This is a genomic window from Pseudomonas sp. CCNWLW23 (genome assembly GCF_037095675.1).
GTDB lineage: Bacteria > Pseudomonadota > Gammaproteobacteria > Pseudomonadales > Pseudomonadaceae > Aquipseudomonas > Aquipseudomonas atacamensis.
Genome location: NZ_JBAWKM010000022.1, coordinates 1 through 24664, shown reverse-complemented (window position 1 = coordinate 24664; position 24664 = coordinate 1). Strand labels below are relative to the sequence as shown.

General features: G+C 60.6%; 17 protein-coding genes. 8 read left to right on the top strand and 9 right to left on the bottom strand.

The genetic code is table 11. The annotated features are described in order from the left end of the window. Nucleotides 1-14: 14 nt before the first annotated feature. Nucleotides 15-1379, top strand: coding sequence for a formimidoylglutamate deiminase (locus V8J63_RS23095; RefSeq protein WP_130927682.1), 1365 nt, complete (start codon nt 15-17; stop codon nt 1377-1379). A 121-nt stretch (nt 1380-1500) separates the two neighbouring features. On the opposite strand, the gene V8J63_RS23090 is transcribed toward V8J63_RS23095, so the two are convergent. Together V8J63_RS23090 and V8J63_RS23085 are read right to left on the bottom strand one after the other, a co-directional pair. Beyond that, entirely contained in the window at nt 1501-2070 is a 570-nt protein-coding gene (locus V8J63_RS23090) for a lipocalin family protein (RefSeq protein ID WP_016772094.1), read from the bottom strand. Between the two features lie 29 nt (nt 2071-2099). Continuing rightward, nucleotides 2100-2354, bottom strand: coding sequence for a hypothetical protein (locus tag V8J63_RS23085; RefSeq protein WP_336464672.1), 255 nt, complete (start codon nt 2352-2354; stop codon nt 2100-2102). A gap of 282 nt (nt 2355-2636) precedes the next feature. Here V8J63_RS23085 and V8J63_RS23080 point away from each other — a divergent pair, with 282 nt between their 5' ends. Then, nucleotides 2637-4529, top strand: a complete 1893-nt coding sequence (locus V8J63_RS23080; RefSeq protein WP_336464671.1) for a methyl-accepting chemotaxis protein — start codon at nt 2637-2639, stop codon at nt 4527-4529. A 310-nt stretch (nt 4530-4839) separates the two neighbouring features. Here V8J63_RS23080 and V8J63_RS23075 read toward each other — a convergent pair whose 3' ends face one another. The 5 genes from V8J63_RS23075 to V8J63_RS23055 all read right to left on the bottom strand — a co-directional run bounded on the left by V8J63_RS23075 (nt 4840) and on the right by V8J63_RS23055 (nt 14392). Next, nucleotides 4840-5442, bottom strand: a complete 603-nt coding sequence (locus V8J63_RS23075; RefSeq protein ID WP_130887636.1) for a DUF924 family protein — start codon at nt 5440-5442, stop codon at nt 4840-4842. Between the two features lie 3 nt (nt 5443-5445). Further along, nucleotides 5446-6456, bottom strand: a complete 1011-nt coding sequence (locus V8J63_RS23070) for a class 1 fructose-bisphosphatase (RefSeq protein WP_016772098.1) — start codon at nt 6454-6456, stop codon at nt 5446-5448. A 291-nt stretch (nt 6457-6747) separates the two neighbouring features. After that, nucleotides 6748-8112 carry a DUF3999 domain-containing protein gene (locus V8J63_RS23065; protein WP_336464670.1) on the bottom strand — a complete coding sequence of 455 codons (1365 nt, stop codon included), beginning with the start codon at nt 8110-8112 and terminating at the stop codon, nt 6748-6750. After that, entirely contained in the window at nt 8109-11690 is a 3582-nt protein-coding gene (locus V8J63_RS23060) for a DUF2339 domain-containing protein (protein ID WP_336464669.1), read from the bottom strand. Before V8J63_RS23060 ends, V8J63_RS23065 begins: the two co-directional genes overlap by 4 nt. Before the next feature lie 251 nt (nt 11691-11941). After that, nucleotides 11942-14392 (bottom strand): glycogen/starch/alpha-glucan phosphorylase, encoded by a 2451-nt coding sequence (locus tag V8J63_RS23055; RefSeq protein ID WP_130902931.1) that lies wholly within the window; start codon nt 14390-14392, stop codon nt 11942-11944. A gap of 259 nt (nt 14393-14651) precedes the next feature. Between V8J63_RS23055 and V8J63_RS23050 the strand changes: the two genes are divergently transcribed. Further along, nucleotides 14652-15089, top strand: coding sequence for a YkgJ family cysteine cluster protein (locus V8J63_RS23050; protein ID WP_130887632.1), 438 nt, complete (start codon nt 14652-14654; stop codon nt 15087-15089). A 255-nt stretch (nt 15090-15344) separates the two neighbouring features. Here V8J63_RS23050 and typA read toward each other — a convergent pair whose 3' ends face one another. After that, a complete protein-coding gene (typA, locus tag V8J63_RS23045; RefSeq protein ID WP_016772102.1) occupies nt 15345-17165 on the bottom strand; it encodes a translational GTPase TypA in 1821 nt (606 codons plus the stop codon). Nucleotides 17166-17304: 139 nt separating this feature from the next. Beyond that, a complete protein-coding gene (thiI, locus tag V8J63_RS23040; protein WP_125925784.1) occupies nt 17305-18759 on the bottom strand; it encodes a tRNA uracil 4-sulfurtransferase ThiI in 1455 nt (484 codons plus the stop codon). Nucleotides 18760-19086: 327 nt separating this feature from the next. Between thiI and glnA the strand changes: the two genes are divergently transcribed. From glnA to ntrC, 5 genes are all read left to right on the top strand, one after another. Continuing rightward, nucleotides 19087-20493: a type I glutamate--ammonia ligase gene (glnA, locus tag V8J63_RS23035; RefSeq protein WP_016772104.1), complete on the top strand. Its 1407-nt coding sequence runs from the start codon at nt 19087-19089 to the stop codon at nt 20491-20493. 258 nt (nt 20494-20751) lie between these two features. Beyond that, a complete protein-coding gene (locus tag V8J63_RS23030) occupies nt 20752-21264 on the top strand; it encodes a DUF4124 domain-containing protein (RefSeq protein ID WP_110602139.1) in 513 nt (170 codons plus the stop codon). 32 nt (nt 21265-21296) lie between these two features. Further along, nucleotides 21297-21884: a DUF4124 domain-containing protein gene (locus V8J63_RS23025; protein ID WP_434093593.1), complete on the top strand. Its 588-nt coding sequence runs from the start codon at nt 21297-21299 to the stop codon at nt 21882-21884. Nucleotides 21885-22114: 230 nt separating this feature from the next. Continuing rightward, entirely contained in the window at nt 22115-23200 is a 1086-nt protein-coding gene (gene glnL / locus V8J63_RS23020; RefSeq protein WP_024011230.1) for a nitrogen regulation protein NR(II), read from the top strand. Further along, the gene (gene ntrC / locus V8J63_RS23015) at nt 23197-24633 is read left to right on the top strand and encodes a nitrogen regulation protein NR(I) (RefSeq protein ID WP_016772108.1); all 1437 of its coding nucleotides are present in this window, start codon (nt 23197-23199) and stop codon (nt 24631-24633) included. Before glnL ends, ntrC begins: the two co-directional genes overlap by 4 nt. Nucleotides 24634-24664 lie beyond the last annotated feature (31 nt).

Genomic DNA, 24664 nt, shown 5'->3' with positions numbered 1-24664 from the left:
TGGGGTGCCGAACGATGTCCGCCTTCTTTGCCGAACGCGCACTGCTGCCTGAGGGATGGGCCAACAATGTACGTCTCGAGGTCAGCGCCGATGGCTTGTTGACCCGAATCCAGGCCGACTCAAGCGCAGACGGCGCCGAACGCCTGCGCGGGCCGTTGCTGCCGGGAATGCCCAACCTGCACTCTCACGCCTTCCAGCGCGCCATGGCTGGATTGGCCGAAGTGGCCGGCAACCCCAACGACAGTTTCTGGACCTGGCGCGATCTGATGTACCGCCTCGTCGGAAAAATCAGCCCCGATCAGCTCGGCATCATCGCCCGTCAGCTGTACATCGAAATGCTCAAGGCCGGTTACACCTCGGTTGCCGAATTTCACTACGTGCACCACGACAGCAACGGCCAGCCGTACGCCGATCCGGCGGAACTGGCGTTGCGCATCAGCCAGGCCGCCAGCGAAAGCGGCATCGGTCTGACCCTGCTACCGGTCCTCTACAGTCATTCCGGTTTCGGCGGCCAGACGCCCAACGATGGTCAGCGTCGCTTTATCAACAGCACTGAAAACTATCTGAATCTGCAAGCGCGGTTGCAGCCGTTACTGGCGCAGCAAAAGGCGCAATCGCTGGGCCTGTGTTTCCACTCGTTGCGTGCGGTGACGCCGCAGCAGATCAGCGAAGTGTTGGCGGCCAGCGACAAACAATGCCCGGTGCACATCCACATCGCCGAGCAGCAGAAAGAAGTCGACGATTGCCTGAGCTGGAGCGGTCGCCGTCCGTTGCAATGGCTCTACGAGAACGCTGAAGTCGATCAGCGCTGGTGTCTGGTCCACGCCACCCACGCCAACCCGCAAGAAGTCACGCTGATGGCCAACAGTCGCGCAATCGCCGGGCTGTGCCTGACCACTGAAGCGAATCTGGGCGACGGGATTTTCCCGGCGGTGGACTTTCTTGCCCAGGGCGGGCGCATGGGCATTGGCTCCGACAGCCATGTGTCGCTGAGCGTGGTGGAAGAGTTGCGCTGGCTTGAATATGGCCAGCGCCTGCGCGATCAGCGGCGCAATCGCTTGTATGGCGCGCAGCAGCCGATGGTCGGTCGCACCCTGTATGACGCGGCGCTGGACGGCGGTGCACAGGCACTGGGGCAGCCGATTGGCGCGTTGGAAGTGGGCAAGCGCGCGGACTGGATTGTCCTGGATGGCAACGATCCGTATCTGGCGACGGCTTCGGGGGACGGGATTCTCAATCGCTGGCTGTTCGCCGGCGGCGATCGCCAGGTGCGCGATGTGCTGGTCAATGGTCAGTGGGTGGTGCGCGATGGCCGGCATGCCGACGAAGAGCAAAGCGCCCGAGCCTTCACCCAGGTCCTGCGCGATCTCTTGGGCTGACCCAAAACCAAACTGTGGGAGCGAGCCTGCTCGCGAAAGCGGTGTATCAGTCCATATTCATGTCGACTGATACACCCTTTTCGCGAGCAGGCTCGCTCCCACAGTTGATTTGTATCGAGGCTTAATTGGATGTCTTGGCCATCTGCCGATCCGACGCCCGCCAGATCAGGCGTGTGGTGTCGTAACCCTGTTGACGCGCCTTGCTCAGCAATTCTTCACGCACTACACCGTTGACGGTCGGCGTGCGTGACAGCAGCCACAGGTACTTGCGACTCGGATCGCCGACGATGGCGGTCTTGTAATCGTCGCTGACGTACAACACCCAGTACTCGCCCTTCGCCACACCCGGCACCAGGCGCGAGAACCAGTTATCGAATTCGACCCAGAGCTTGTCGGTCTTGCCCGGCACTTGTGGATAAGCCGTGCCCTTGGCTTCTTCCCACTGCCACTCCGGGGTCAGGCAACGGTTGAGCACGCCGACGTTACCGTCAGGCTTGAGGGTGTAATGGGCTTCGGATTGCGCGCAGTGGCGCTGGAAGTACATCGGCAAGCGTGCCAGTTCATACCAGGTGCCCTGATAACGCTTGAGATTGACGCTGTTGACGGTCTTGGGCGCCAACGGGTCGACGCCGGAAGTGGCGCAGCCAGCCAGTACCAGGCCAGCAAAAAGGATCAGCAATAACCGCTTCATTTTTTTCTCCGTGGGCGCGAAGCCCCGGTTTACTTCAGGCCTTGGCCGGAAAACATCAGCACTTTGTCACCGGCGTATTGCACGCTGATAAAGCTGTTCTTGTCGCCCCAGGTACAGCTGGACATACCGAGCGCGCCCGAGCAATCAGTGGGCTTGCCGAGAAGGGTTTCCACTTCGGACTTGGCCATGCCGGCCGAGAGCTTGGAGTAGTTTTCCTGCTTGACCTTGCTGCATGCGGCCAATAGCACGCAAAACGACAGCAGGGCGATAGATCGCAGCGACATGGTGAAACTCCTGGAACGAGGGGGGATGGCATGGTGCCAACCAGAAGCTTAGAAGAGAAAAGTGTCATCTGGTTCCGTGACCGAACGCCTATTTATCTGCCCGCCCGTCCGGCTTTTGCCGGTAAATCAAAAACTTTGTGAAGCCGTCGAGCATTTCGTCGACTTTCCCTGCAAACGCCTAATCTTTGGCGCGGCGCGGTCGAAAATAAGAGCAGCGCAACGCTGCCGAATATGGCAAATTGCCGCCCTTTCCTGACCAGCCCCCTCGCGGTAGTTCATTCGATGACCAGAAACATGAAATTCAGCCACAAGATTCTGCTGGCTGCTGCCCTTGTGGTGGCCGTAGCGTTCGCCTGTTTCATCTTCTTCAACGACTATCGCCAGCGTCAGGCCTTGAGCAGCAGCACCGAAGCGACCATGCAGGAGCTGGGCAGCCTGACCACCAGCAACATCCAGACCTGGCTGGAAAGCCGCATTCAGCTGCTGCAATCGCTGTCGCAGCAAGTCGCCGTTGACGGCAACGCGCCCGCCAGCCTCAAACGCATCATTGACCTGCCCGCCTACACCGGCAATTTCCAGCTCAGCTATTTTGGCGGTGCCGACGGCGTGATGTTCTCGGTGCCGGCCGGCAACCGCGCGCCGGACTACGATCCACGGGCGCGCGGCTGGTACAAAGCGGCCAACAGCGCGCAGCAGACCATCGTCACCGAACCGTACATTGCCGCTTCGTCGGGCAAGCTGGTGATCACCGTCGCCACCCCGGTACAGCGTCAGGGCCAGATGCTCGGCGTGGCCGGAGCCGACATCGATCTGACCAGCGTCAGCGCGATCATCAACTCGTTGAACTTCGGCGGCCACGGTCATGCGTTCATCGTCAGCGCCGAAGGCAAGATCCTGATTCACCCGGACAGCAAACTGGTGCTCAAGACCCTCGCCGAGGCCTATCCGAACGGCGCGCCTCAAGTCAGCCCGGGCCTGAAAGAAGTCGAGTTCGACGGCAAGACCCAGTTGATTTCCTTCACTCGCGTCAACGGAGTGCCATCGGCTGACTGGTACGTGGCGCTGGTGCTCGATAAAGACACCGCGTTCTCGATGCTCAGCGAATTCCGCACCTCGGCGCTGATCGCCATGGTCATCGCCGTGCTGATCATCATCGGCCTGCTTGGCATGCTGATTCGCGTGCTGATGCAGCCACTGCTGACCATGGGCCGCGCGATGCATGACATCGCTGAAGGCGAAGGCGACCTGACCAAGCGTCTGGTGATTCACGGCAACGATGAATTCGGCGCGCTGGGTACGTCGTTCAACCGCTTCGTCGAACGCATTCATACGTCGATCCGCGAAGTGTCCTCGGCGACCGGCCAGGTCAACGAAGTCGCCCTGCGTGTGGTCGCTGCCTCGAACTCGTCGATGTACAACTCAGACCAGCAGGCCAGCCGCACCAACAGCGTCGCCGCCGCGATCAATCAGCTCGGCGCCGCCGCTCAGGAAATCGCCCAGAACGCCGCCCTCGCCTCGCAGCATTCCAGCGATGCGCGCAGCCTCGCGGTCGACGGCCAGCAGGTGGTGGATAAAACCATCCACGCCATGCAACAGCTGTCGGCAAAGATCAGCGATTCCTGCGGCAACATCGAAACCCTTAACAGCAACACGGTGAACATCGGTCAGATTCTCGAAGTAATCACCAGCATCTCCCAGCAGACCAACCTGCTCGCACTCAACGCCGCCATCGAAGCCGCGCGCGCCGGTGAAGCCGGACGCGGTTTCGCCGTGGTTGCCGACGAGGTGCGCAACCTCGCGCACCGCACCCAGGATTCGGCGCAGCAAGTGCAGAAGATGATCGAAGAGTTGCAGGTCGGCGCACGTCAGGCAGTAACCATCATGACCGAGAGCCAGCGCGAGAGCGAAAGCAGCGTCGGCATCGCCAACCAGGCCGGCGAGCGTCTGGGCAGCGTGACCCAGCGCATCGGCGAAATCGACGGCATGAACCAGTCGGTGGCCACCGCGACCGAAGAACAGACAGCCGTGGTCGAGTCGATCAACATTGATATCAACGAGATCAACACGCTGAATCAGGAAGGCGTAGAGAACTTGCAGGCGACATTGCGAGCCTGTTCGGACCTTGAGCAGCAGGCGGCGCGGTTGAAGCATCTGGTCGGCAGCTTCAGGATCTAAGCTGCAGCCTCAGGCCTCTTCGCGAGCAGGCTCGCTCCCAAAGGGATCTCCGGTGGTTACACAATTTGAGTGCACCACCAGATCCTGTGGGAGCGAGCCTGCTCGCGAAAGCGGCCTGCATCACGCAAAATGTCTTCAATATAAACATCGGGAATTTGCCAGATGAACAAGAAACACAACGGGGTTCATCCAGATCAAATCACATTATTGGCAATCCTTGCGCTGGGTAGCGAGGAAATCGATCGAGGAAACTATACAAACGCTGAAGACGTATTTCTTGAGCTAGATGAACTGGATCCAGCCCAGCAAACTAGAACCGTGATCCAGGTTTGGAAAGAAATACCAACTCTTCAGCCGTAGACTCCCGCCCCAACACCGCATTGCGATGCGGAAACCGGCCAAACCGCGCAATCACTTTCTGATGCCGCTCGGCATAGTCCAGGTTATCGGCAAACACGGCCCGCTCCGACTCTGGCTGTTCAGCCACCAATTCAATAAATCTGGAAACGGCTTCGTTCTGCACTGCGAGATTTTCGCAGTGTTCGAACACCAGATAAATGAACACACGCTGAATCGGTTTCAACTGCCGATCGAAATCCGCTGCAATGCCTTGGGCGACGAGCTTCTGTGCGCGCAGATCACCGGAAAACGCTTTGGGGGTGTCGCGATAGATCATGCGTGGCAGTTGATCGAGCAACAGCACCACCGCCAGCCAGCCTTCGGGACATTGCGTCCACTCGGTCAATTCGCCGGCCAGGGCCTGATCGACAAAGACCCCGAAACGCGTCTGCGCTTCGAGGTCTTGGCTGTTTCGCTTGCCGAACCACAACTTGCCCTTTTCGGCCGCTACTTCGCTGGCTGATTCGGCGTGTCCGAACCACCAGTCGAGCAACGGCTGCCAGGGCGCGTGCATGGTTTATTCCTTGTGGTAGGCCGTGGCGCGGGCGACTTCTTCTTTCGAACCGAGGAACACTGCAACGCGCTGGTGCAGGCCTTCCGGCTGGATGTCGAGAATACGCTGGTGACCGTCAGTGGACGCGCCGCCGGCTTGTTCGACGAGGAACGACATCGGGTTGGCTTCATACATCAGGCGCAGCTTGCCCGGTTTCGACGGCTCGCGGCTGTCGCGCGGGTACATGAACAGACCGCCACGGGTCAGGATGCGGTGGACGTCGGCAACCATCGCCGCGACCCAACGCATGTTGTAGTTCTTCTTCAACGGGCCTTCTTCACCAGCCAGCAGCTCGCCGACATAGCGCTGCACCGGGGCTTCCCAGTGACGCTGGTTGGACATGTTGATGGCGAATTCCTGGGTGGTTTCCGGGATGGTGATGTCTTCGTGAGTCAGGACGAAGCTGCCCATTTCGCGGTCCAGGGTGAAGCCTTTGACGCCGTCGCCCAAGGTCAGCACCAGCATGGTCTGCGGGCCGTAGATGGCGTAACCGGCGGCCACTTGCTGGGTGCCTGGCTGCAGGAAAGCTTTTTCGTTCAGCGGCTCGTTCTGGCTCAGGTATTCGTTCGGGCAACGCAGTACCGAGAAGATCGTGCCGACCGGGGCGTTGATGTCGATGTTCGACGAGCCGTCCAGTGGGTCGAAGACCAGCAGGTATGCGCCTTTCGGGTATTTGCCCGGGATCTGGTAGGCGTTGTCCATTTCTTCGGACGCCATGCCGGCCAGGTGCCCGCCCCATTCGTTGGCTTCGAGCAGGATCTCGTTAGAGATCACGTCGAGCTTCTTCTGCACTTCGCCTTGCACGTTCTCGGTGCCCATGCTGCCCAGAACACCACCCAGGGCGCCTTTGGACACGGCGTGGCTGATCTCCTTGCAGGCACGCGCTACCACTTCGATCAAAAAGCGCAGATCGGCAGGAGTGTTGTTGCTGCGGGTCTGCTCAATCAAATAGCGACTCAAGGTAACGCGGGACATGGACGGCTCCGGTGGAATGGGGGGCGGAAAACCCGCGCAGTTTACAGGGAGTCTGAAAACCTAGCGAGCGAAGACGCCGGCTAACGTGCGCCTGGGTGTATTTGCCTGTATGAGACGTGATTGTTGGTGGAGAGTTCAGGTGTCGGATTGAGCGTAGTTCGGTTCGGCATGAGCGATTGAAGATTTTCAGTGTCTGCCCGGGCGCTTTCGCGAGCAGGCTCGCTCCCACAGGGCAATGCATTCCATTGTGGGAGCGAGCCCGCTCGCGAATGGCGCAAAGCGCCGCCATGCTTAGGTATTGGCTGGCGGTTTGCGCAACAGGCTGAACGCCATCGCCCCGAGAAACACCACACTGAGCAGCAACACCGCCCACAAGCCGAACTTCTTCCAATTGGTCCCGGCCACCGCAGCCGTCGTCGCCGTTGAGGTTTGCGTGGCCACTGCTTCGTCCTGCACCGTCGCCTTGCCCAGGCTCGCCAGCTTCTCTGGCTTGAAATCCGGAATCAACGTTGCCAGCGGCAGGTTCGCGGTTTTCACCGTGGCATTGCCCAAGGCCAGGCTGTAAGGCCCTTCGCCCCGGGCGAGGAAAATCACCTGCGTGGCGCGCACCGCATATTTCAGGTCCGGCGCCTGCTCACCCAGACCGCCGCCGCGCTCATCCACGGTCAGCTTGAGTTGCTGCACGGTCTGCCCGGACAGCGGGATTTCGTTCTGCACCACGTCCTGATTGTTCTGGCTCAGGCGATACAGCAAACCGCTGCTCAGCGTCTGCCACGGCAAGTTGCTTTCACGTCGGCCGGCCAACGTCACCGGCGCCAGACTGTTCGGCTGTTTCAGCTCGATCTGCACCCGCTCGACATTCAGCCCCATCGGCAGCTGCCAGATGTATTCCCCGGACTTGGTGCTGCTGCCGGCCACCCTGGGCGACCAGACCAAGGGCAGCGGCAGGTTGCGCGGGTCGCTGCTTTTCAATTGTGCCGACGTCAGGACGGGCGCCGAACCCGGCGACTCCCACAGCAGGCGCACATAGCGCGCGGTCTGCCCCGGCAGGGTCACTTCATGCTGTTCGATGCGCTCATCGGAAAAGGTCAGCCGTGCCACTTGGCCCTCGCCCCAGGATTGCCAGTGCTGCAGATCGTCGCTGGCCTCGATACTGAAACGCTGGAAACCGTCGCGCTCGCTGGTCCAGTCGAGGATCAACTGCTGCAGCGGCGCCTTGATCGCGCTGGCATCGAGCAGCCAGCCGCGCAGCACTTCTTCGCCCGCCTCCAGTTGCGAGGATGGTTGCACTTCGACCAGAGTGCCGTTGGTGGTCGACTGCACGCGCACATTCGGCGCGCGCTCGCTGGCGTCGGCGGCGTTGTACAGCGGGAACCATTTGACCTCGTGCAGCTTGCCGTCGTCGCGGGTCTGCGCCGATTCGCGAGCCAAGGCATAGGCCTGCGCTTCGCCGGCGGCGTTGAACACACGCAGGTCGCTGAGATCGGTCTGGCGCGCCTGCAATTGCGCGCTCAGCGGCAAGTCGAGGCGATACCACGGGCCATTGCCGCTCACCGTCAACGGCACTTGCGTGGCGAAGTCCGCCGGTTTTTCCTGAGCACCAGCGACCAACACCACGCCCAGCGCCAACCACCCCAGATTCAGCATGCGACTCAAGATGCAACTCCTTCGGTATCCGGCGCGGATTTGTCCGCCACCGGTTCAGCCTCGACGCGTTTGGGTGGCAGCGGCGCGAAGTAGCCAACCACCAGCAGCAATACGCCGACACCGATAAACGAGACGATCCGGGCGAGACCGCCACGGTTGCTCAGTTCGACAAAAATCAGCTTGGCCACCACCAGCGCAATCAGCGCCGCGCCGATCAGCCACACTTCGCGGCGATGGCGCAGATGGCCGCCGATCATCAGTCCCAGCGCCATCAACGTCCAGACGATCGACAGGCCGGCCTGCACCAGCATCGACGCGAGCAGTTGATCGAGCTCGAACGGAATGCCGGCCCAGTGATGCGCCGCGCGGGTGACCAGTGCAGTACAGAAGGCGAACAGCGAAACGCCGGCGATCAGTTGCGTGGCGTGGTCGGCGTAGTCCTGGCGGATCGACAACTGCGCAACCGCGCTGCGCGACCAGACGTATACGCCGAACAGCGCAAACAGCAGCCCCAACTCCAACGGATTAAGCAGCGGCACGTAAGGCAATGGTTCGGCATTGCCATCGCTGACGCCATTGGCCAGCCAGAACCACGCCAGCATCAGCACCGCCAGCGGTGCCGCCGCATACAAGCGGTACTCACGAGCAAATGCGGCCACCGGCCACGGCCACGTTCGGGGTACAGCCATCAGCAACAGATAGAGGCTCGGCAGAATCGCCCAGCCCAGCCAGCGCCACGCGTTGTACTGCTCGGACAACAACAGCAGGCCGTAACGCAACTCCAGCGCCAGCACGCCAATCAGCAGCCAGCAACCGAGCACATGGGCCACGCTCAATGCGCGCGCCGGCAACATCGACGCCAAGCGGCGCAGGCTGAAGAAGTGCACCACGAACAGCGCCGGCCACGCCAGCCAGCCGAAGTCGGCGGCCGGGTGGTAGCGCGAATGCCAAGCGCCGAGCAAAACCAGCGCCGCCGCAGGAATCAGTAAGGTGCAGAGCAACCCCAGCGCCGGCCATTTCAAGCGCAGTGACAACAGCGTCCACAGCGCCACACTGATCGCAGCGACCAGCAGCAACAATGTGCCTTGCAGGTTCGGCGAGGCGAAACGCAGGATTTCGCTGACCCACGCCAGCGTCCACCAACCGGCGCCCCAGACCAGCAGCACTTGCGACAAGCGCTGCAAACTCAACGCATCAAAAGCCGTGGCATGGTTGCCCAATTGCAAGCGCCACGCTCCGATCAGCGCGGCCAGCCCCAGCACCAGCGGTGTCCAGAAGCCGCCATGGGCCAATGGTTTCAATCCTTCGCTAGACAATGGCCCGAGCCATTCAGGCCCGGCGAGCAGAAACGCCGCGCCGCCGACCACCTGCAACAGCAGCCCGAAAACGAAACTCAGACGCTGTTGCAGATACAGGCTCAGCCAGATGATCAGCAAACCGCTGGCCGCCCACACTGCACTCGCGGTTTGCCACGGCAGCACGAACAGCACCGCCAGATTGATCAGCACCAAGCCGGCCAGCAGCACCACCGACAAGCCGCGCAGCAGGCGCACATCGCCGCGCACCATCTCGGCCCGCGCCGCCAGCAGCATGCCGCCAATCAAGGCCAGACCGATCAAGGACGCACTGAGCAAGCCGCTCCAGCCAGCGCTGAACACCGCCGCCGAATCTTCACCGGCCGTTTGCAGGCGCAACAGGAACAACGCGCCGCCCAGCAACTGCACGGCGAACGCGGTGAACAGGAATGTGCGTGATTGAATCCGCAAGCCGACAAACAACGTTGCCAAACCCGCCAAGGCCCAACTGATCGCCGTGCCCTGGATGAACAGGAACAACGGCGCCAGCAGATACAGGAACGTCAGGCCCAGACACGCCAGCAGCGGCATTCCTTGCCTTTCCCACGGCAATGTTTGCTCGGGCGTAGCCTTGCGCAGTTGGAAGAAACTGAACAGCAGCGCGGCGCCAAGCATCAGCGCGCCCAGCGGTGCGCCGTCGAGCAGGCTGCTCTCGCCGGGCTGCAACTGGCTGAGAAACGCCAGTGCCGAACCCAGTTGCAGCAGTAAGGCAAAGGCCCGGGCAAACGGTCGATGCTGACGCAACCCGAGCCAGAAAATTCCCGCGCCTTCCACGGCCCACGCCGCAGAAGTCCAGCGCGCATCGAGCCCCAGCGGAATCGCCAGGCTGGTGAAAATCACTCCCAGCGCCAGGCAGGTTTCGCCCAGGAGCATCGCGCGCCCGCCCATCAAAACTTTGGCCAGCGCCATATAGATCATGCCCAGCGCCAACGCACTGAACGCCGCCGCGAATTCGAGGTGCTGGACCAACGCAAACTGCAAACCGAAGCCAATGATCGGCGGGCCGAACAGCATGGTGCCGTCGACATAATCACCCTTGCGTGCCGACCATTGCAGCAGCGCCTCGCGATCAGCCTCCGCCGGAGCATCCTGCAGGTCGCGCAATTTGCGCCGGGCGAACAGCAGGCCGATGGCGAGGTACATGAGGAAAAACACAATCAGGAACGGCTCGGTGCTCCACAGCAATTCCGGTGTGTAGGAGCGCAGGCCCCAGGCGAATCCGATACCGAAGGTGCCGACAAAACCGATCAGGTTGAGCAGGCGCCAGGCCTTGAACCAGGCGATGGCGAGAATGCCTGCGTTGAGCAAGGCGAAATAACTGAACAGAGCGACGTGATTGCCTTCGCCTGTAGAGGTGAGAATCGGCGCGGCGAAACCGCCCAACGCTGCCGCTGCGGCCAACCCCAGCGCGTCCTGGGTAATCGCCAGAATGGCCGAGAACACCGTCACCGCGACCAGCAAACCGAGTGCAGCGGACGGATCAAGCAACGGATGCAAACGCATCGCCGCAAACACCGTCAGGTACAACACCGCGATCCCGGTGCCTTGCAGCATCAATGCATAGTTGCTGTTGCGTCGGCGCAACCACCAGCCCAGCGCAAGCAGAGCCAACGCCGCTGCCGCGACGCCGGCGTACCGCAACTCGATCGGCACCACCATGCCTTCGGTGGCGTAACGCAGTAAAAATGCCAGACCGAAAAACAGCAGCACCACACCGACGCGCAGCACCGTGTTGCCGCCGAACAGCCAATTGCGCGCAGCGCTGATGCCGCGTTCGATCAGGTTCGGGCCACGGGGTTCGGCGGGTTTTTGCGGTGGTGCAACGGGAGCCGGTTCGGCGCGCCAGACATCGGCCGGCAGCGGCTGGCTGGGTTCGCGGGCGACGGTGGAGATCGGTTCGACTTCGGGGGGCAGTTCCCAGATCAGTTCAGGGGTCGGGGCAGCCTGCTCAGCCACGTCGACGGGTGCGGCGACTGGCTCGGCTTCAGGTGGCGGCACGGGCGCATGCGAGGGCGAACCCTCCAGCACAAACAGCCGCTGAGCCACGCCTTGCAATGCTTCGCGCACTTGCTCGAGTTGACGCTGTTGCTCCGCCGCCTGCGAGCCAAGACGCGCAATGCGCAGCGCCTGGCCAATGACCAGCCCCAGCAGCGCACCCAGCAGCGCGCCACTGAACGACTCATCGAGCAGTCCACCGAGCACCAGCCCGATCAACATGAACATCCATTGCATGGTCGATATCCCTAAGCAGCCCCGGGGCGGGGCGAGTCCGGCGATGGCTTCAGTCTAGGCACAAACCGTGTGGGAGCGAGCCTGCTCGCGAAGCCGGATTGTCAGCCAACATTTCTGTTTAAGTCGACGATCGCTTCGCGAGCAGGCTCGCCCCCACAGGGTACGGCGGTGATTGATGCCTTTTAACCGGCGCTCAGTATATCGATCCGGCCCAACAAACGTTGGGCCTTGCGCAGATTTGTCGGGGAAAGTTACTCCAACGCTTTCCAGATATCCGTGGCGTACTCGCGAATCGTCCGGTCGGAAGAGAACCAGCCCATCCGCGAGGTGTTGAGCACCGCCGAACGCCACCAGTTCTGCGAGTCATGCCAGTGCGCATCGACGCGCTTCTGCGCCTCCCAGTAGGAGTCGAAGTCGGCGCAGACCAGGAAGCGGTCATAGTCGATCAACGAGTCGATCAGGCCGGTGTAACGCGAGGTATCGTCCGGCGAGAACACACCGCTGCGAATCGCTTGCAGCACATCGTTCAAACGATGGGAGGCGGCGATGTCGGGTACGGCGCTGAACTCGTGGTTCTGCTTGCGCGCTTCAACCTGTTGCGCACTGAGACCGAAGATGAACATGTGCTCGGCACCGATGCGCTCGCACATTTCCACGTTGGCACCGTCGAGGGTGCCGATGGTCAACGCGCCGTTGAGGCCGAACTTCATGTTACTGGTGCCCGACGCCTCGAAACCGGCGGTGGAAATCTGCTCGGACAAGTCCGCCGCCGGGATGATGCTCTCGGCCAGGCTGACGTTGTAGTTGGGCAGGAACACCACTTTCAGCAGGCCACGCACGGTCGGGTCGTTGTTCACTACGCGTGCGATGTCATTGGTCAGCTTGATGATCAGCTTGGCCTGGTGATAACTCGCCGCCGCTTTACCGGCGAAGATCTTCACCCGTGGCACCCAGTCGACTTCCGGTTCGGCACGAATCGCCTGGTACAACGCTACGGTGTGCATCAGGTTGAGCAACTGACGCTTGTATTCGTGAATACGTTTGACCTGCACGTCGAACATCGCCGCCGGGTTGACCGCGATCCCGAGGCGCTCGTGAATCAGATAGGCCAGCGCCTTCTTGCTGTGCAAACGCTGCTCGGCGAAGGCTTTGCGGAACGCGGTTTTCTCGGCGAACGGTTCGAGTTCGAGCAGGCGCTCTTCGGGATGATCAAGCACGTCCGGGCCGAGAGCGTCGGTCAGCATTGAGGTCAGTTCCGGGTTGGCCTGATACAACCAGCGGCGGAAGGTGATGCCGTTGGTTTTGTTGTTGATCCGCTCCGGATAGAGCTTGTGCAGTTCGGCGAATACGGTTTTGCGCATCAGCTGCGTATGCAGACCGGACACGCCGTTGACGCTGTGCGAACCGAGGAACGCGAGGTTGCCCATGCGCACCCGGCGGCCGTTGTCTTCTTCGATCAGCGACACCGCGCGCAACACGTCGAAGTCATGAATGCCCTTGGCCCGCAACGAATCGATGTGCTGTGCGTTGATCAGGTAAATGATCTGCATGTGCCGTGGCAGCATGCGTTCCATCAGCCCGACCGGCCAGGTTTCCAGCGCTTCCGGCAGCAGCGTGTGATTGGTGTACGACAGCGTGTCGACGGTGACTTGCCATGCTGCGTCCCACGCGACGTCGTAGACGTCGACCAGTTGGCGCATCAGCTCGGCCACTGCAATCGAGGGGTGAGTGTCGTTGAGCTGGATCGCCGCGTGGTCACCGAGGGTCAGAACCGAGGTGTGCATGTTGCGGTGACGGCGCAGCAGATCCTGCAGCGAAGCGGCGACGAAGAAGTATTCCTGACGCAGGCGCAGTTCTTGCCCGGCTTCGGTGCTGTCGGCCGGATAAAGGACGCGGGAGATACTTTCGGCGCGGGCCACTTCCGCCACGGCGCCCAGGTGGTCACCGGCGTTGAAGCGCTCCAGGTGCAGGTCTTCCATGGCGCGGGCACGCCACAGGCGCAGGGTGTTGACGCTCGCTCCGCGCCAGCCGACCACCGGCGTGTCATAAGCAATGGCGCGCACGGTTTCCGCCGGCGACCAGACCTGACGAGTCTTGCCGGAGGCATCGGTGACGGTTTCGACGCTGCCGCCGAAGCCGATCGGGTACGCCACTTCCGGCCGTTCGAATTCCCAAGGGTTGCCGAAATCCAGCCAGTGTTCGGTCTGCTCCTGTTGCCAGCCATCGACAATCGCCTGACGGAACAAGCCATGCTCATAACGAATGCCATAGCCATGGCCGGCGATGCCAAGGGTCGACATGCTTTCCATGAAGCACGCCGCGAGACGACCGAGGCCGCCATTGCCCAGCGCTGCATCGGGCTCCAGCAGGCGGATGCGCTCCAGATCGACGCCCAGTTCGGTCAGCGCTTCACGGGCGACGTCGAGCAGGCCGAGGTTGCTCAGGCTGTCGTAGAGCAAACGGCCGATGAGAAATTCCAGCGAGAGGTAATAAACCCGCTTCTGGCCTTTGCGATAGATCTGTCGGGTGTGGTCCATCCAGTGTTCGACCATGTGATCACGCGCAGCCAGGGCGATGGCTTCGAACCAGTCATGGTCGAAGGCGTGATCGGGGTCTTTGCCCACGGCGTAGGTGAGTTTGGTCAGGACGGCGTCGCGGAATGCGGCCACCTCTGCTTCGCGAACTAGTGGTTCTTGAGTCATCAACAGGACCTCGAGCGAGCGGGAATTTTCTGAGCCTAGACGGTCTGACCGGCGGTAACGGCTCTGGTTCGGCAGTATTTGCGCGGACTGTGCGCCAGTGCGACATAACCCTGGCGGATGAGCCAATGAATGCAGGGGCCGTGCCGTCCTGTCGGGCAAAATGCGGCCGCTGTGAAAATATCCGGCGAAAGGTTGTTCAAAATTCCACCGCTCCCGGTATGATCGCGCGCCCTGATGCATACACGCCTGGTAACTCCCGATGATGAAGCCCAACCTGATCGCCGCCGCCGAGATTGATCGTCTCGATACGTGGGCCAAATATTCGGCGCCGATGTGCGGCTCGTGCATGTCCAGCTGCTGCACGTTGCCGGTCGAAGTGAAGATCAAGGATCTGGTGCGCATCGGTGTGGTCGACGAGTTCGAACTGGGCGATCCGCCAAAGAACATCGCCAAGCGTCTGCAAAAGGAAGGTCTGGTTGAGCGCTTCAATCAGAAGTCGGGAATCTTCACCCTCCAGCGCATGAGCAACAACGACTGCTATTACCTGGATCGTAAAACCCGCCTGTGCACCATTTATGACAAGCGCCCGGACACCTGCCGCAACCACCCCAAGATCGGGCCGCGGCCGGGGTATTGCGCTTATAAGCCGAAAGAAGTCGAGCGGGTGCAGAATTTCCGATCAATTGAGCGCTTCTGAGCGACGCTGAGCTCTTGGGTAGCCGTTAAACCCCAGCCCCTCACCCCAGCCCTCTCCCGAGGGAGAGGGAGCCGATCTCTGTCGGCTTCCAAACCTGAGTTCGACTCGATTACTCAGGTCGATGCAAAATCAAAGAACAACTCGGTCAGTCCCCTCTCCCTCCGGGAGAGGGCTAGGGTGAGGGACTTTTGAGCCCGGACAAACAAAAACGCCCCCGGTCTCGCGACCGGGGGCGTTTTCTATTCCAGGGCTGGATTACGCCTTGGCTTTCTTCGCAGCGCGGGTACGCTCGCTTTCGTCGAGGATCTTCTTGCGAAGACGGATCGACTTAGGCGTAACTTCGCACAGCTCGTCTTCCTGGATGTATTCCAGAGCCTGTTCCAGGGTGAAGCGAACAGGTGGGACCAGAGCGATGGTTTCGTCTTTACCCGAAGCACGCATGTTGTCGAGCTTCTTGCCTTTGGTTGGGTTGACACCCAGGTCGTTGTCGCGGCTGTTCTGACCAACGATCTGACCGTTGTAGATCTCCTGGCCGTGTTCTACGAACAGCTTGCCACGAGCCTGCAGGGTTTCCAGCGAGTAGGTCAGAGCCTTGCCGGTTTCAACCGAAACCAGAACGCCGTTCTGACGGCCGGACATGTGGCCCGACTTCACTGGAGCGTAACGGTCGAAGATCGAGGTCAGGATGCCAGCACCGTTGGTCAGGGTCAGGAACTGGTTACGGAAACCGATCAGACCGCGAGCAGGGATGTTGTATTCCAGACGAACACGGCCCTTGCCATCCGGCACCATGTTGCTCAGGTCGCCCTTACGCAGACCCATCTCTTCCATGACCTTGCCCTGGGATTCTTCAGGGATGTCGATGGTGACGTTTTCGAACGGTTCCTGCTTCACGCCGTCAACTTCACGGATGATCACTTCAGGACGGCCCAGGGCCAGCTCGAAGCCTTCGCGACGCATGGTTTCGATCAGTACCGAGAGGTGCAGCTCACCACGGCCGGAAACCTTGAACTTGTCAGCCGAGTCGCCTTCTTCAACGCGCAGTGCAACGTTGTACAGCAGCTCTTTGTCCAGACGATCCTTGATGTTACGGGAGGTCACGAACTTGCCTTCTTTACCGCAGAATGGCGAGTCGTTTACCTGGAAGGTCATGGAAACGGTTGGCTCGTCAACGGTCAGCGGCTTCATCGCCTCGACGGTGTTGATGTCGCACAGAGTGTCGGAGATGAACAGCTCGTCGAAGCCGCTGATGCAGACGATGTCGCCGGCTGCTGCTTCGTCAACGTCGATGCGGTGCAGACCGTGGTGACCCATCAGCTTCAGGATACGACCGTTGCGGCGCTTGCCGTCGGCGCTGATAGCGACAACCGGGGTGTTCGGCTTGACGCGACCGCGAGCGATACGGCCAACACCGATAACACCCAGGAAGCTGTTGTAGTCCAGAGCGGAGATCTGCATCTGGAACGGACCGTCACGGTCAACAGCCGGAGGCGGAACGTGGTCGACTACCGCCTGGTACAGCGGAGTCATGTCTTCCGCCATGGCGGTGTGGTCCAGACCGGCAATACCGTTCAGGGCCGAAGCGTAAACAACCTGGAAGTCCAGTTGTTCTTCGGTAGCACCGAGGTTGTCGAACAGGTCGAAGATCTGATCCAGAACCCAGTCCGGACGCGCGCCTGGACGGTCAACCTTGTTGATCACCACGATAGGACGCAGGCCGGCTTCGAAAGCCTTCTTGGTCACGAAACGGGTTTGCGGCATAGGGCCGTCTTGAGCGTCAACCAGCAGCAGAACGGAGTCGACCATCGACATTACGCGTTCAACTTCGCCGCCGAAGTCGGCGTGGCCCGGGGTGTCCACGATGTTGATGTGGTAGCCGTTCCAGTTGATGGCGGTGTTCTTCGCCAGAATGGTAATACCGCGCTCTTTTTCCTGGTCGTTGGAGTCCATCACGCGCTCATCGTTGAGCTCGTTGCGCTCCAGGGTGCCGGATTGACGCAGGAGTTTGTCTACCAGGGTGGTTTTACCGTGGTCAACGTGGGCAATGATGGCGATGTTGCGTAGATTTTCGATCACTTGTGTATCTCGATCAGAGGATTCGGTTTGCTGACAAGTCATGGCAGCGATTAGCAGTAGTGTCCGGCATGGCCGTTACAGCTTGACGGCGGTGTCGGGGGGCCGGTGACGCAGGCCACAGGCAAACAGCCCCGGGCACTTAGCTCGGTCGATAAACGCGCACATTGGCATGCCCCTCACTGAGCAAATGGTGGGCATGCAGGCGACTCATCACGCCTTTGTCGCAATACAGCAGGTACTGGCGAGTAGGGTCCAGTTCCTTGAAACGTGCGTTCACTGCATAGAACGGCATCGTCTGTACCTCTATGCCGGCGAGCTCCAGCGGGTCATCCTCGGCGGCATCCGGGTGGCGGATGTCGATGACGATCTGACCGGCCAGCGCTTCGCTGACTTCTTCAATTTGCAAATCCTGGCCCAACTCGTCGATTACCCGATCGATCGGCACCAGTTTGGCGTTGGCGAGCGCACGCTCGAGTACCGCCATGTCGAATTCTTTCTCTTCGTGCTCAACCCGGCCCCGCTTGGCGGCAGTCTTGGGGTTGACCGAAATCACGCCGCAATATTCCGGCATGTGCCGGGCGAAATCGGCGGTGCCGATCTCGTTGGCCGTGTCGATGATGTCCTGCTTGTGCGCGACGATCAGCGGCCGCAGCACCAGCTTGTCGGTCACGCAGTCGATCACCGACAGGTTCGGCAGCGTCTGGCTCGACACCTGGGAGATCGCTTCACCGGTCACCAGTGCATCGATGTGCAGGCGTTCGGCGATCTCGGCCGAGGCGCGCAACATCATACGCTTCAAAACCACGCCCATATGACTGTTATCGACTTTGCCGAGAATTTCGCCCAGCACTTCCTCGAACGGCACACTGACAAATAGCACGCGTTGCGAGCTGCCGTACTTCTTCCAGATGAAGTGCGCGACTTCCATCACGCCCAATTCGTGGGCACGCCCGCCGAGATTGAAGAAGCAGAAGTGCGCCATCAGGCCGCGACGCATTATCTGGTAAGCCGCCACGGTCGAATCGAAGCCGCCGGACATCAACACCAGCGTCTGCTCCAACGCGCCGAGCGGATAGCCGCCGATGCCGTTGTGCTGGCTGTGAATCACGAACAACCGTTTGTCGCGAACTTCGATACGGACTTCGATTTGCGGCGCTTTAAGGTCGATTCCGGCCGCACCGCACTCGCGACGCAGCTTGCTGCCGACGTATTTTTCCACGTCCATCGAGCTGAACGCATGCTTGCCTGCGCGCTTGCAGCGTACCGAGAAAATCTTCCCGGCCAGCGCATCGCCGTAGTGCTGTTTGCACTTCTCGGTGATGTCGTCGAAGTCGCCCAGCGGGTACTCGTCGATCTGCAGAAAGTGCGCGATACCCGGCATGCAGGTCAGGCGCTCGCCCATCTCCTTCAAGGCTTTGGGGTCGGTAACGCGGGTTTCCAGCTCGAGATTGTCCCACACGCCGTTCACCACCACGGCCGGGTCCAGGTCACGGAGCACGGTGCGGATGTTCTTGGCCAACTGGCGGATGAATTTCGTCCGGACAGGTCGGCTTTTGATGGTGATCTCGGGGAAGACTTTTACGATAAGTTTCATGAAAACAGCGCGCGAACGGCCAGCCGAAAAAGGGGGGCGCGGATTATAGCGGAAATTGCTCAAGGTTTAACCAGTTAATGTGCAGAAGGTTTTGCTTGCACCAAAACAGGTCATTTCTGAATTTAAACGCAACATTAAGGGGCGGGATTTGTCGATTCAGTACCTCGCACGCCTTAATAAGCGTGAATTTGGCGCAAAAAACCCATGCTGGGGCACTGGCATGCAATTTGCTCCCTTGTGAGGCAGGTTGCCTTGGCAGAGTATTCGCGCCGGCATCACCATTATTAAGGGCATCCACTACCCGCCCTAATTCACCCGGAGGACACTATGTCGAAGTCGGTTCAACTCATCAAAGATCATGACGTCAAGTGGATTGATCTGCGCTTCACGGACACCAAAGGCACTCAGCACCACGTGACCATGCCGGCTCGCGATGCGCTGGATGACGACTTCTTCGAAGTCGGCAAGATGTTCGACGGTTCCTCCATCTCCGGCTGGAAAGGCATCGAAGCCTCCGACATGATCCTGATGCCGGTCGACGAAACTGCCGTACTCGATCCGTTCACCGAAGACCCAACCCTGATTCTGGTGTGCGACATCATCGAGCCTTCGAGCATGCAGGGCTACGATCGCGACCCACGTGCGATCGCCAAGCGCGCCGAAGAGCACCTGAAAGCCACCGGTATCGGTGACACCGTATTCGCCGGTCCGGAGCCTGAGTTCTTCATTTTTGACTCGGTGAAATTCAAGTCGGACATCTCCGGCTCGATGTTCAAGATCTACTCCGAGCAAGGTTCGTGGATGTCCGACCAGGACATCGAAGGCGGCAACAAGGGTCACCGTCCAGGCGTGAAAGGCGGCTACTTCCCGGTTCCACCGTTCGACCACGACCACGAAATCCGTACCGCCATGTGCAACGCACTGGAAGAAATGGGTCAGTCGGTTGAAGTTCACCACCACGAAGTGGCGACTGCCGGCCAGAACGAAATCGGCGTCAAGTTCAACACCCTGGTGAAGAAAGCTGACGAAGTTCAGACCCTGAAATACGTTGTGCACAACGTTGCCGACGCTTACGGCCGCACCGCGACCTTCATGCCGAAGCCACTGTACGGCGACAACGGTTCGGGCATGCACGTACACATGTCGATCTGGAAAGACGGCAAGAACACCTTCGCAGGTGAAGGCTATGCCGGCCTGTCCGATACCGCTCTGTACTTCATCGGCGGCATCATCAAGCACGGTAAGGCCCTGAACGGCTTCACCAACCCGGCGACCAACTCCTACAAGCGTCTGGTGCCAGGCTTCGAAGCGCCAGTAATGCTGGCCTACTCGGCGCGCAACCGTTCCGCTTCGATCCGTATTCCTTACGTGTCGAGCCCGAAAGCCCGCCGTATCGAAGCACGCTTCCCGGATCCGGCTGCCAACCCGTACCTGGCCTTCGCAGCACTGCTGATGGCCGGTCTGGACGGTATCCAGAACAAGATCCACCCAGGCGATGCTGCCGACAAAAACCTGTACGACCTGCCGCCTGAAGAGGCGAAAGAGATTCCACAGGTTTGCGGCAGCCTGAAAGAAGCCCTGGAAGAGCTGGACAAGGGCCGCGCCTTCCTGACCAAGGGCGGCGTGTTCTCCGACGACTTCATCGACGCTTACATCGCGCTGAAATCGGAAGAAGAAATCAAGGTTCGCACCTTCGTACACCCACTGGAATATGAGCTGTACTACAGCTGCTGATCCGGTAGCGCTGCGTAAAGCGGCGTGACAAAAGAGGCCTCCTTCGGGAGGCCTTTTTTATTGCCCGGCGCAGCGCATTTTCAGTGTGGGAGCGAGCCTGCTCGCGAAAGCGGTGTGTCATTGATCGTTCCCACGCTTCGCGTGGGAACGATCCGTGTTTTGGCTACCAGTCTTTTCAATTCCAGTTATTAACGGTTTTGGCCAACCGCCCCACCTGTCCTATGCTGCTACCCATCGTTTCCAATCCCGGTCGATTTCATGGGTCGCACGTTTCTCTACATTCTGCTGCTGATCGCCCTGCCCGCCGCCGCGCAGATCTACAAGTACACCGACGCCAACGGCAACACGGCGTACAGCAATCAGCCGCCGGACGGCGTGCAGGCGCAACCGGTCGAGCTGCCACCGCTCAATCGGGTCGAGCCGCAAGCACCGAGTGCGCCGCAAGCACCCACCGCAGAACAACCGCAACCAGCGCGCAACGCCTATGAAATCCTCGAACTCGCCGGTCTGCCCACTGACGAGGCCCTGCGCGCCAACAACGGCACCTTCACCGTCAACGTCCTGATCAAACCGCGCCTGCAACCGCCGCATCAATTAAGGCTGCTACTCGACGACCAGCCCTATGGCCAGCCGAGCAACGTGCCGGTCCTGCAATTGATCAACATTGATCGCGGCGAGCATCGCCTGGCCGTGCAAGTGATCGACGGCCAGACTGTCATCCAGCAGAGCCCGCCAGCGGTCTTCACCGTGCAACGGGTGCATACGCCGTGATTCGCGCGGGGCTGGTACTCGTCCTGGCACTGATGTCGACCTCCGCCTCGGCGGAGGTCTTCACCTATCTCGACGCGCAGGGCAACCGCGTCTACACCGACCAGCCACGCGCCAATGCCAAACGAGTGCCGATCGCGACAAGCAATCGCATGGCTGTCCCTGCCAGCACCGCAGCGCCGATCACCACAGCGAAAAAATCTGCCGAACCAGCGCCCTTTCACTACGACATGCTGCGCATTCTGATCCCGGAGCCCGATGCTACTTTGCGCAACAGCGCCGGCGAGCTGATCGTCAGCGTCACCAGCGAGCCCGGCCTGCAAAGCGGCCATCGTTATCGCTTGCTGCTGGATGGCAAGGCCACTGGCGAGCCCGGCGTCAGCCCGGTGTTTGCGCTGAGCAACATCGATCGCGGCAGCCACAGCCTTTCGATCGAAATCCTCGACGCCGCCGGGCGTACCGTGGAACGCACCGCCAATCAGCCCTTCCACATGCTGCGCATTTCCCTGGCGCAGAAACGTCAGGTCAAACCCTGTGTCGCCGACGATTACGGCGTGCGCCCGGAATGCCCGCTCAAGGACAAACCTGAAGAACCGAAAAATCCCTTCCTGCGCTTCTTTTAACGCCTGCCGGGCACACGCACCTTATTGGTGCACTAAACTGCATCTCGCCCACAACCCAACCCATTTTGGTTCGAAACTTCCCGTTTGAGCTGGCTTCGTGCCATACAAACGCGCGTCAAACGCCTGTTTCAGGGGATAAACGCTTCTTTTCGGAGCCTTGGTTTGGTTTTTGCATTTTCCCGACATCAGCGCTTTGTTCTCGCGCACGCCTTGCTCCAAAAGGGGTCCAGATGACCATAAGCGACGCCATTCACCGTTTGCTGCTCGACAACCTGACCACGGCGACCATCCTGCTCGACGCCGAGCTGCGCCTGGAGTACATGAATCCGGCGGCGGAAATGCTGCTGGCGGTCAGCGGTCAGCGCAGTCACGGCCAGTTCATCAGCGAGCTGTTCACCGAATCCCCCGAGGCGCTCAATTCCCTGCGCCAGGCGGTCGAGCAGGCGCACCCGTTCACCAAGCGTGAAGCGATGCTCACCGCCCTCACCGGCCAGACGCTGACCGTGGATTACGCGGTCACGCCAATCCTCAGCAACGGCGAGACTTTGCTTTTGCTTGAAGTGCACCCGCGTGATCGGCTGTTGCGGATCACCAAGGAAGAGGCCCAGTTGTCCAAGCAGGAAACCAGCAAGATGCTGGTGCGCGGCCTCGCTCACGAGATCAAGAATCCCCTCGGTGGCATCCGCGGCGCTGCGCAATTGCTCGCTCGCGAATTGCCCGAAGAAAGCCTGCGTGACTACACCAATGTGATCATCGAAGAGGCCGACCGCCTGCGCAATCTGGTCGATCGCATGCTCGGCTCGAATAAGTTGCCGTCGCTGGCCATGTGCAACGTCCACGAAGTGCTCGAACGCGTCTGCCATCTGGTCGAGGCCGAAAGCCAGGGCTGCATCACCCTGGTGCGTGATTACGACCCGAGCATTCCCGACGTCCTGATCGACCGCGAGCAAATGATTCAGGCGGTGCTGAACATCGTGCGCAACGCGATGCAGGCCATCAGCAGCCAGAATGAGCTGCGTCTGGGCCGCATCAGCCTGCGCACCCGCGCCATGCGCCAGTTCACCATCGGCCACATCCGCCATCGTCTGGTGACCAAGATCGAGATCATCGACAACGGCCCGGGCATCCCTGCGGAACTGCAGGAAACCATTTTCTTTCCCATGGTCAGCGGCCGCCCGGACGGTACCGGGCTGGGCCTGGCCATTACCCAGAACATCATCAGTCAGCACCAGGGTCTGATCGAGTGTGAGAGCCATCCAGGCCACACCACCTTCTCGATCTTCCTGCCACTGGAACAAGGAGCCACATCGACATGAGCCGTAGTGAAACCGTGTGGATCGTCGATGACGACCGTTCTATCCGTTGGGTCTTGGAAAAGGCCTTGCAGCAGGAAGGCATGACCACCCAGAGCTTCGACAGCGCCGATGGCGTGATGAGTCGTCTGGCCCGGCAGCAGCCGGACGTGATCATTTCCGATATCCGCATGCCGGGCGCCAGTGGCCTGGATCTGCTGGCGCGGATTCGCGAACAGCACCCACGGCTGCCGGTCATCATCATGACCGCTCACTCCGACCTGGACAGCGCTGTCGCCTCCTATCAGGGCGGTGCTTTCGAGTACCTGCCCAAGCCTTTCGACGTCGATGAGGCGGTATCGCTGGTCAAACGCGCCAACCAGCATGCGCAGGAACAGCAAGGCCTGGAAGTGGTGCCTGCGCTGACGCGCACCCCGGAAATCATCGGCGAAGCGCCGGCGATGCAGGAAGTGTTTCGTGCCATCGGGCGCCTGAGCCACTCCAACATCACCGTGCTGATCAACGGCGAATCCGGTACCGGTAAAGAACTGGTCGCCCACGCCCTGCACCGCCACAGCCCACGCGCGGCTTCGCCGTTCATTGCCCTGAACATGGCGGCGATTCCCAAGGATCTGATGGAATCGGAACTGTTCGGCCACGAGAAAGGCGCGTTCACCGGCGCGGCGAATTTGCGTCGCGGTCGTTTTGAACAGGCGGACGGCGGCACGCTGTTTCTCGATGAAATCGGCGACATGCCGGCGGACACCCAGACTCGCCTGCTGCGCGTGTTGGCCGATGGCGAGTTCTACCGCGTCGGCGGCCATGTGCCGGTGAAAGTCGATGTACGCATCATCGCCGCGACCCACCAGAATCTCGAAACGCTCGTTCACGCCGGCAAATTCCGTGAGGACTTGTTCCACCGCCTCAACGTGATCCGCATCCACATCCCGCGCCTGTCGGATCGTCGTGAAGACATCCCGACCCTGGCCCGGCACTTCCTCAGCCGCGCCGCGCAGGAACTGGCGGTCGAGCCAAAGCTGCTGAAAAGCGAAACCGAGGAATACCTGAAAAACCTGCCGTGGCCGGGCAACGTGCGCCAGCTGGAGAACACCTGCCGCTGGATCACCGTCATGGCCTCCGGCCGTGAAGTGCACATCAGTGACTTGCCACCGGAACTGCTCAACCTGCCGCAGGATTCGGCGCCAGTGACCAACTGGGAACAGGCCCTGCGCCAGTGGGCCGATCAGGCCCTGGCCCGTGGCCAGTCGAGCCTGCTCGACAGCGCAGTGCCGGCGTTCGAGCGGATCATGATCGAGACTGCTTTGAAGCACACCGCAGGACGTCGGCGTGATGCGGCGGTGCTGCTGGGTTGGGGGCGCAATACCCTGACGCGCAAGATCAAGGAACTGGGGATGAAGGTTGATGGTGGGGATGATGATGAGGGGGAAGAGGGTTAACGCTTAAGGGTTGTCGTGTACTCAGGATCGA

Coding starts and splice junctions, on each gene's coding strand:
- V8J63_RS23095 (WP_130927682.1), top strand. CDS start 15: ATGTCCGCCTTCTTTGCCGAACGCGCACTGCTGCCTGAGGGATGGGCC.
- V8J63_RS23090 (WP_016772094.1), bottom strand. CDS start 2,070: ATGAAGCGGTTATTGCTGATCCTTTTTGCTGGCCTGGTACTGGCTGGC.
- V8J63_RS23085 (WP_336464672.1), bottom strand. CDS start 2,354: ATGTCGCTGCGATCTATCGCCCTGCTGTCGTTTTGCGTGCTATTGGCC.
- V8J63_RS23080 (WP_336464671.1), top strand. CDS start 2,637: ATGACCAGAAACATGAAATTCAGCCACAAGATTCTGCTGGCTGCTGCC.
- V8J63_RS23075 (WP_130887636.1), bottom strand. CDS start 5,442: ATGCACGCGCCCTGGCAGCCGTTGCTCGACTGGTGGTTCGGACACGCC.
- V8J63_RS23070 (WP_016772098.1), bottom strand. CDS start 6,456: ATGTCCCGCGTTACCTTGAGTCGCTATTTGATTGAGCAGACCCGCAGC.
- V8J63_RS23060 (WP_336464669.1), bottom strand. CDS start 11,690: ATGCAATGGATGTTCATGTTGATCGGGCTGGTGCTCGGTGGACTGCTC.
- V8J63_RS23055 (WP_130902931.1), bottom strand. CDS start 14,392: ATGACTCAAGAACCACTAGTTCGCGAAGCAGAGGTGGCCGCATTCCGC.
- V8J63_RS23050 (WP_130887632.1), top strand. CDS start 14,652: ATGATGAAGCCCAACCTGATCGCCGCCGCCGAGATTGATCGTCTCGAT.
- thiI (WP_125925784.1), bottom strand. CDS start 18,759: ATGAAACTTATCGTAAAAGTCTTCCCCGAGATCACCATCAAAAGCCGA.
- glnA (WP_016772104.1), top strand. CDS start 19,087: ATGTCGAAGTCGGTTCAACTCATCAAAGATCATGACGTCAAGTGGATT.
- V8J63_RS23030 (WP_110602139.1), top strand. CDS start 20,752: ATGGGTCGCACGTTTCTCTACATTCTGCTGCTGATCGCCCTGCCCGCC.
- V8J63_RS23025 (WP_434093593.1), top strand. CDS start 21,297: ATGTCGACCTCCGCCTCGGCGGAGGTCTTCACCTATCTCGACGCGCAG.
- glnL (WP_024011230.1), top strand. CDS start 22,115: ATGACCATAAGCGACGCCATTCACCGTTTGCTGCTCGACAACCTGACC.
- ntrC (WP_016772108.1), top strand. CDS start 23,197: ATGAGCCGTAGTGAAACCGTGTGGATCGTCGATGACGACCGTTCTATC.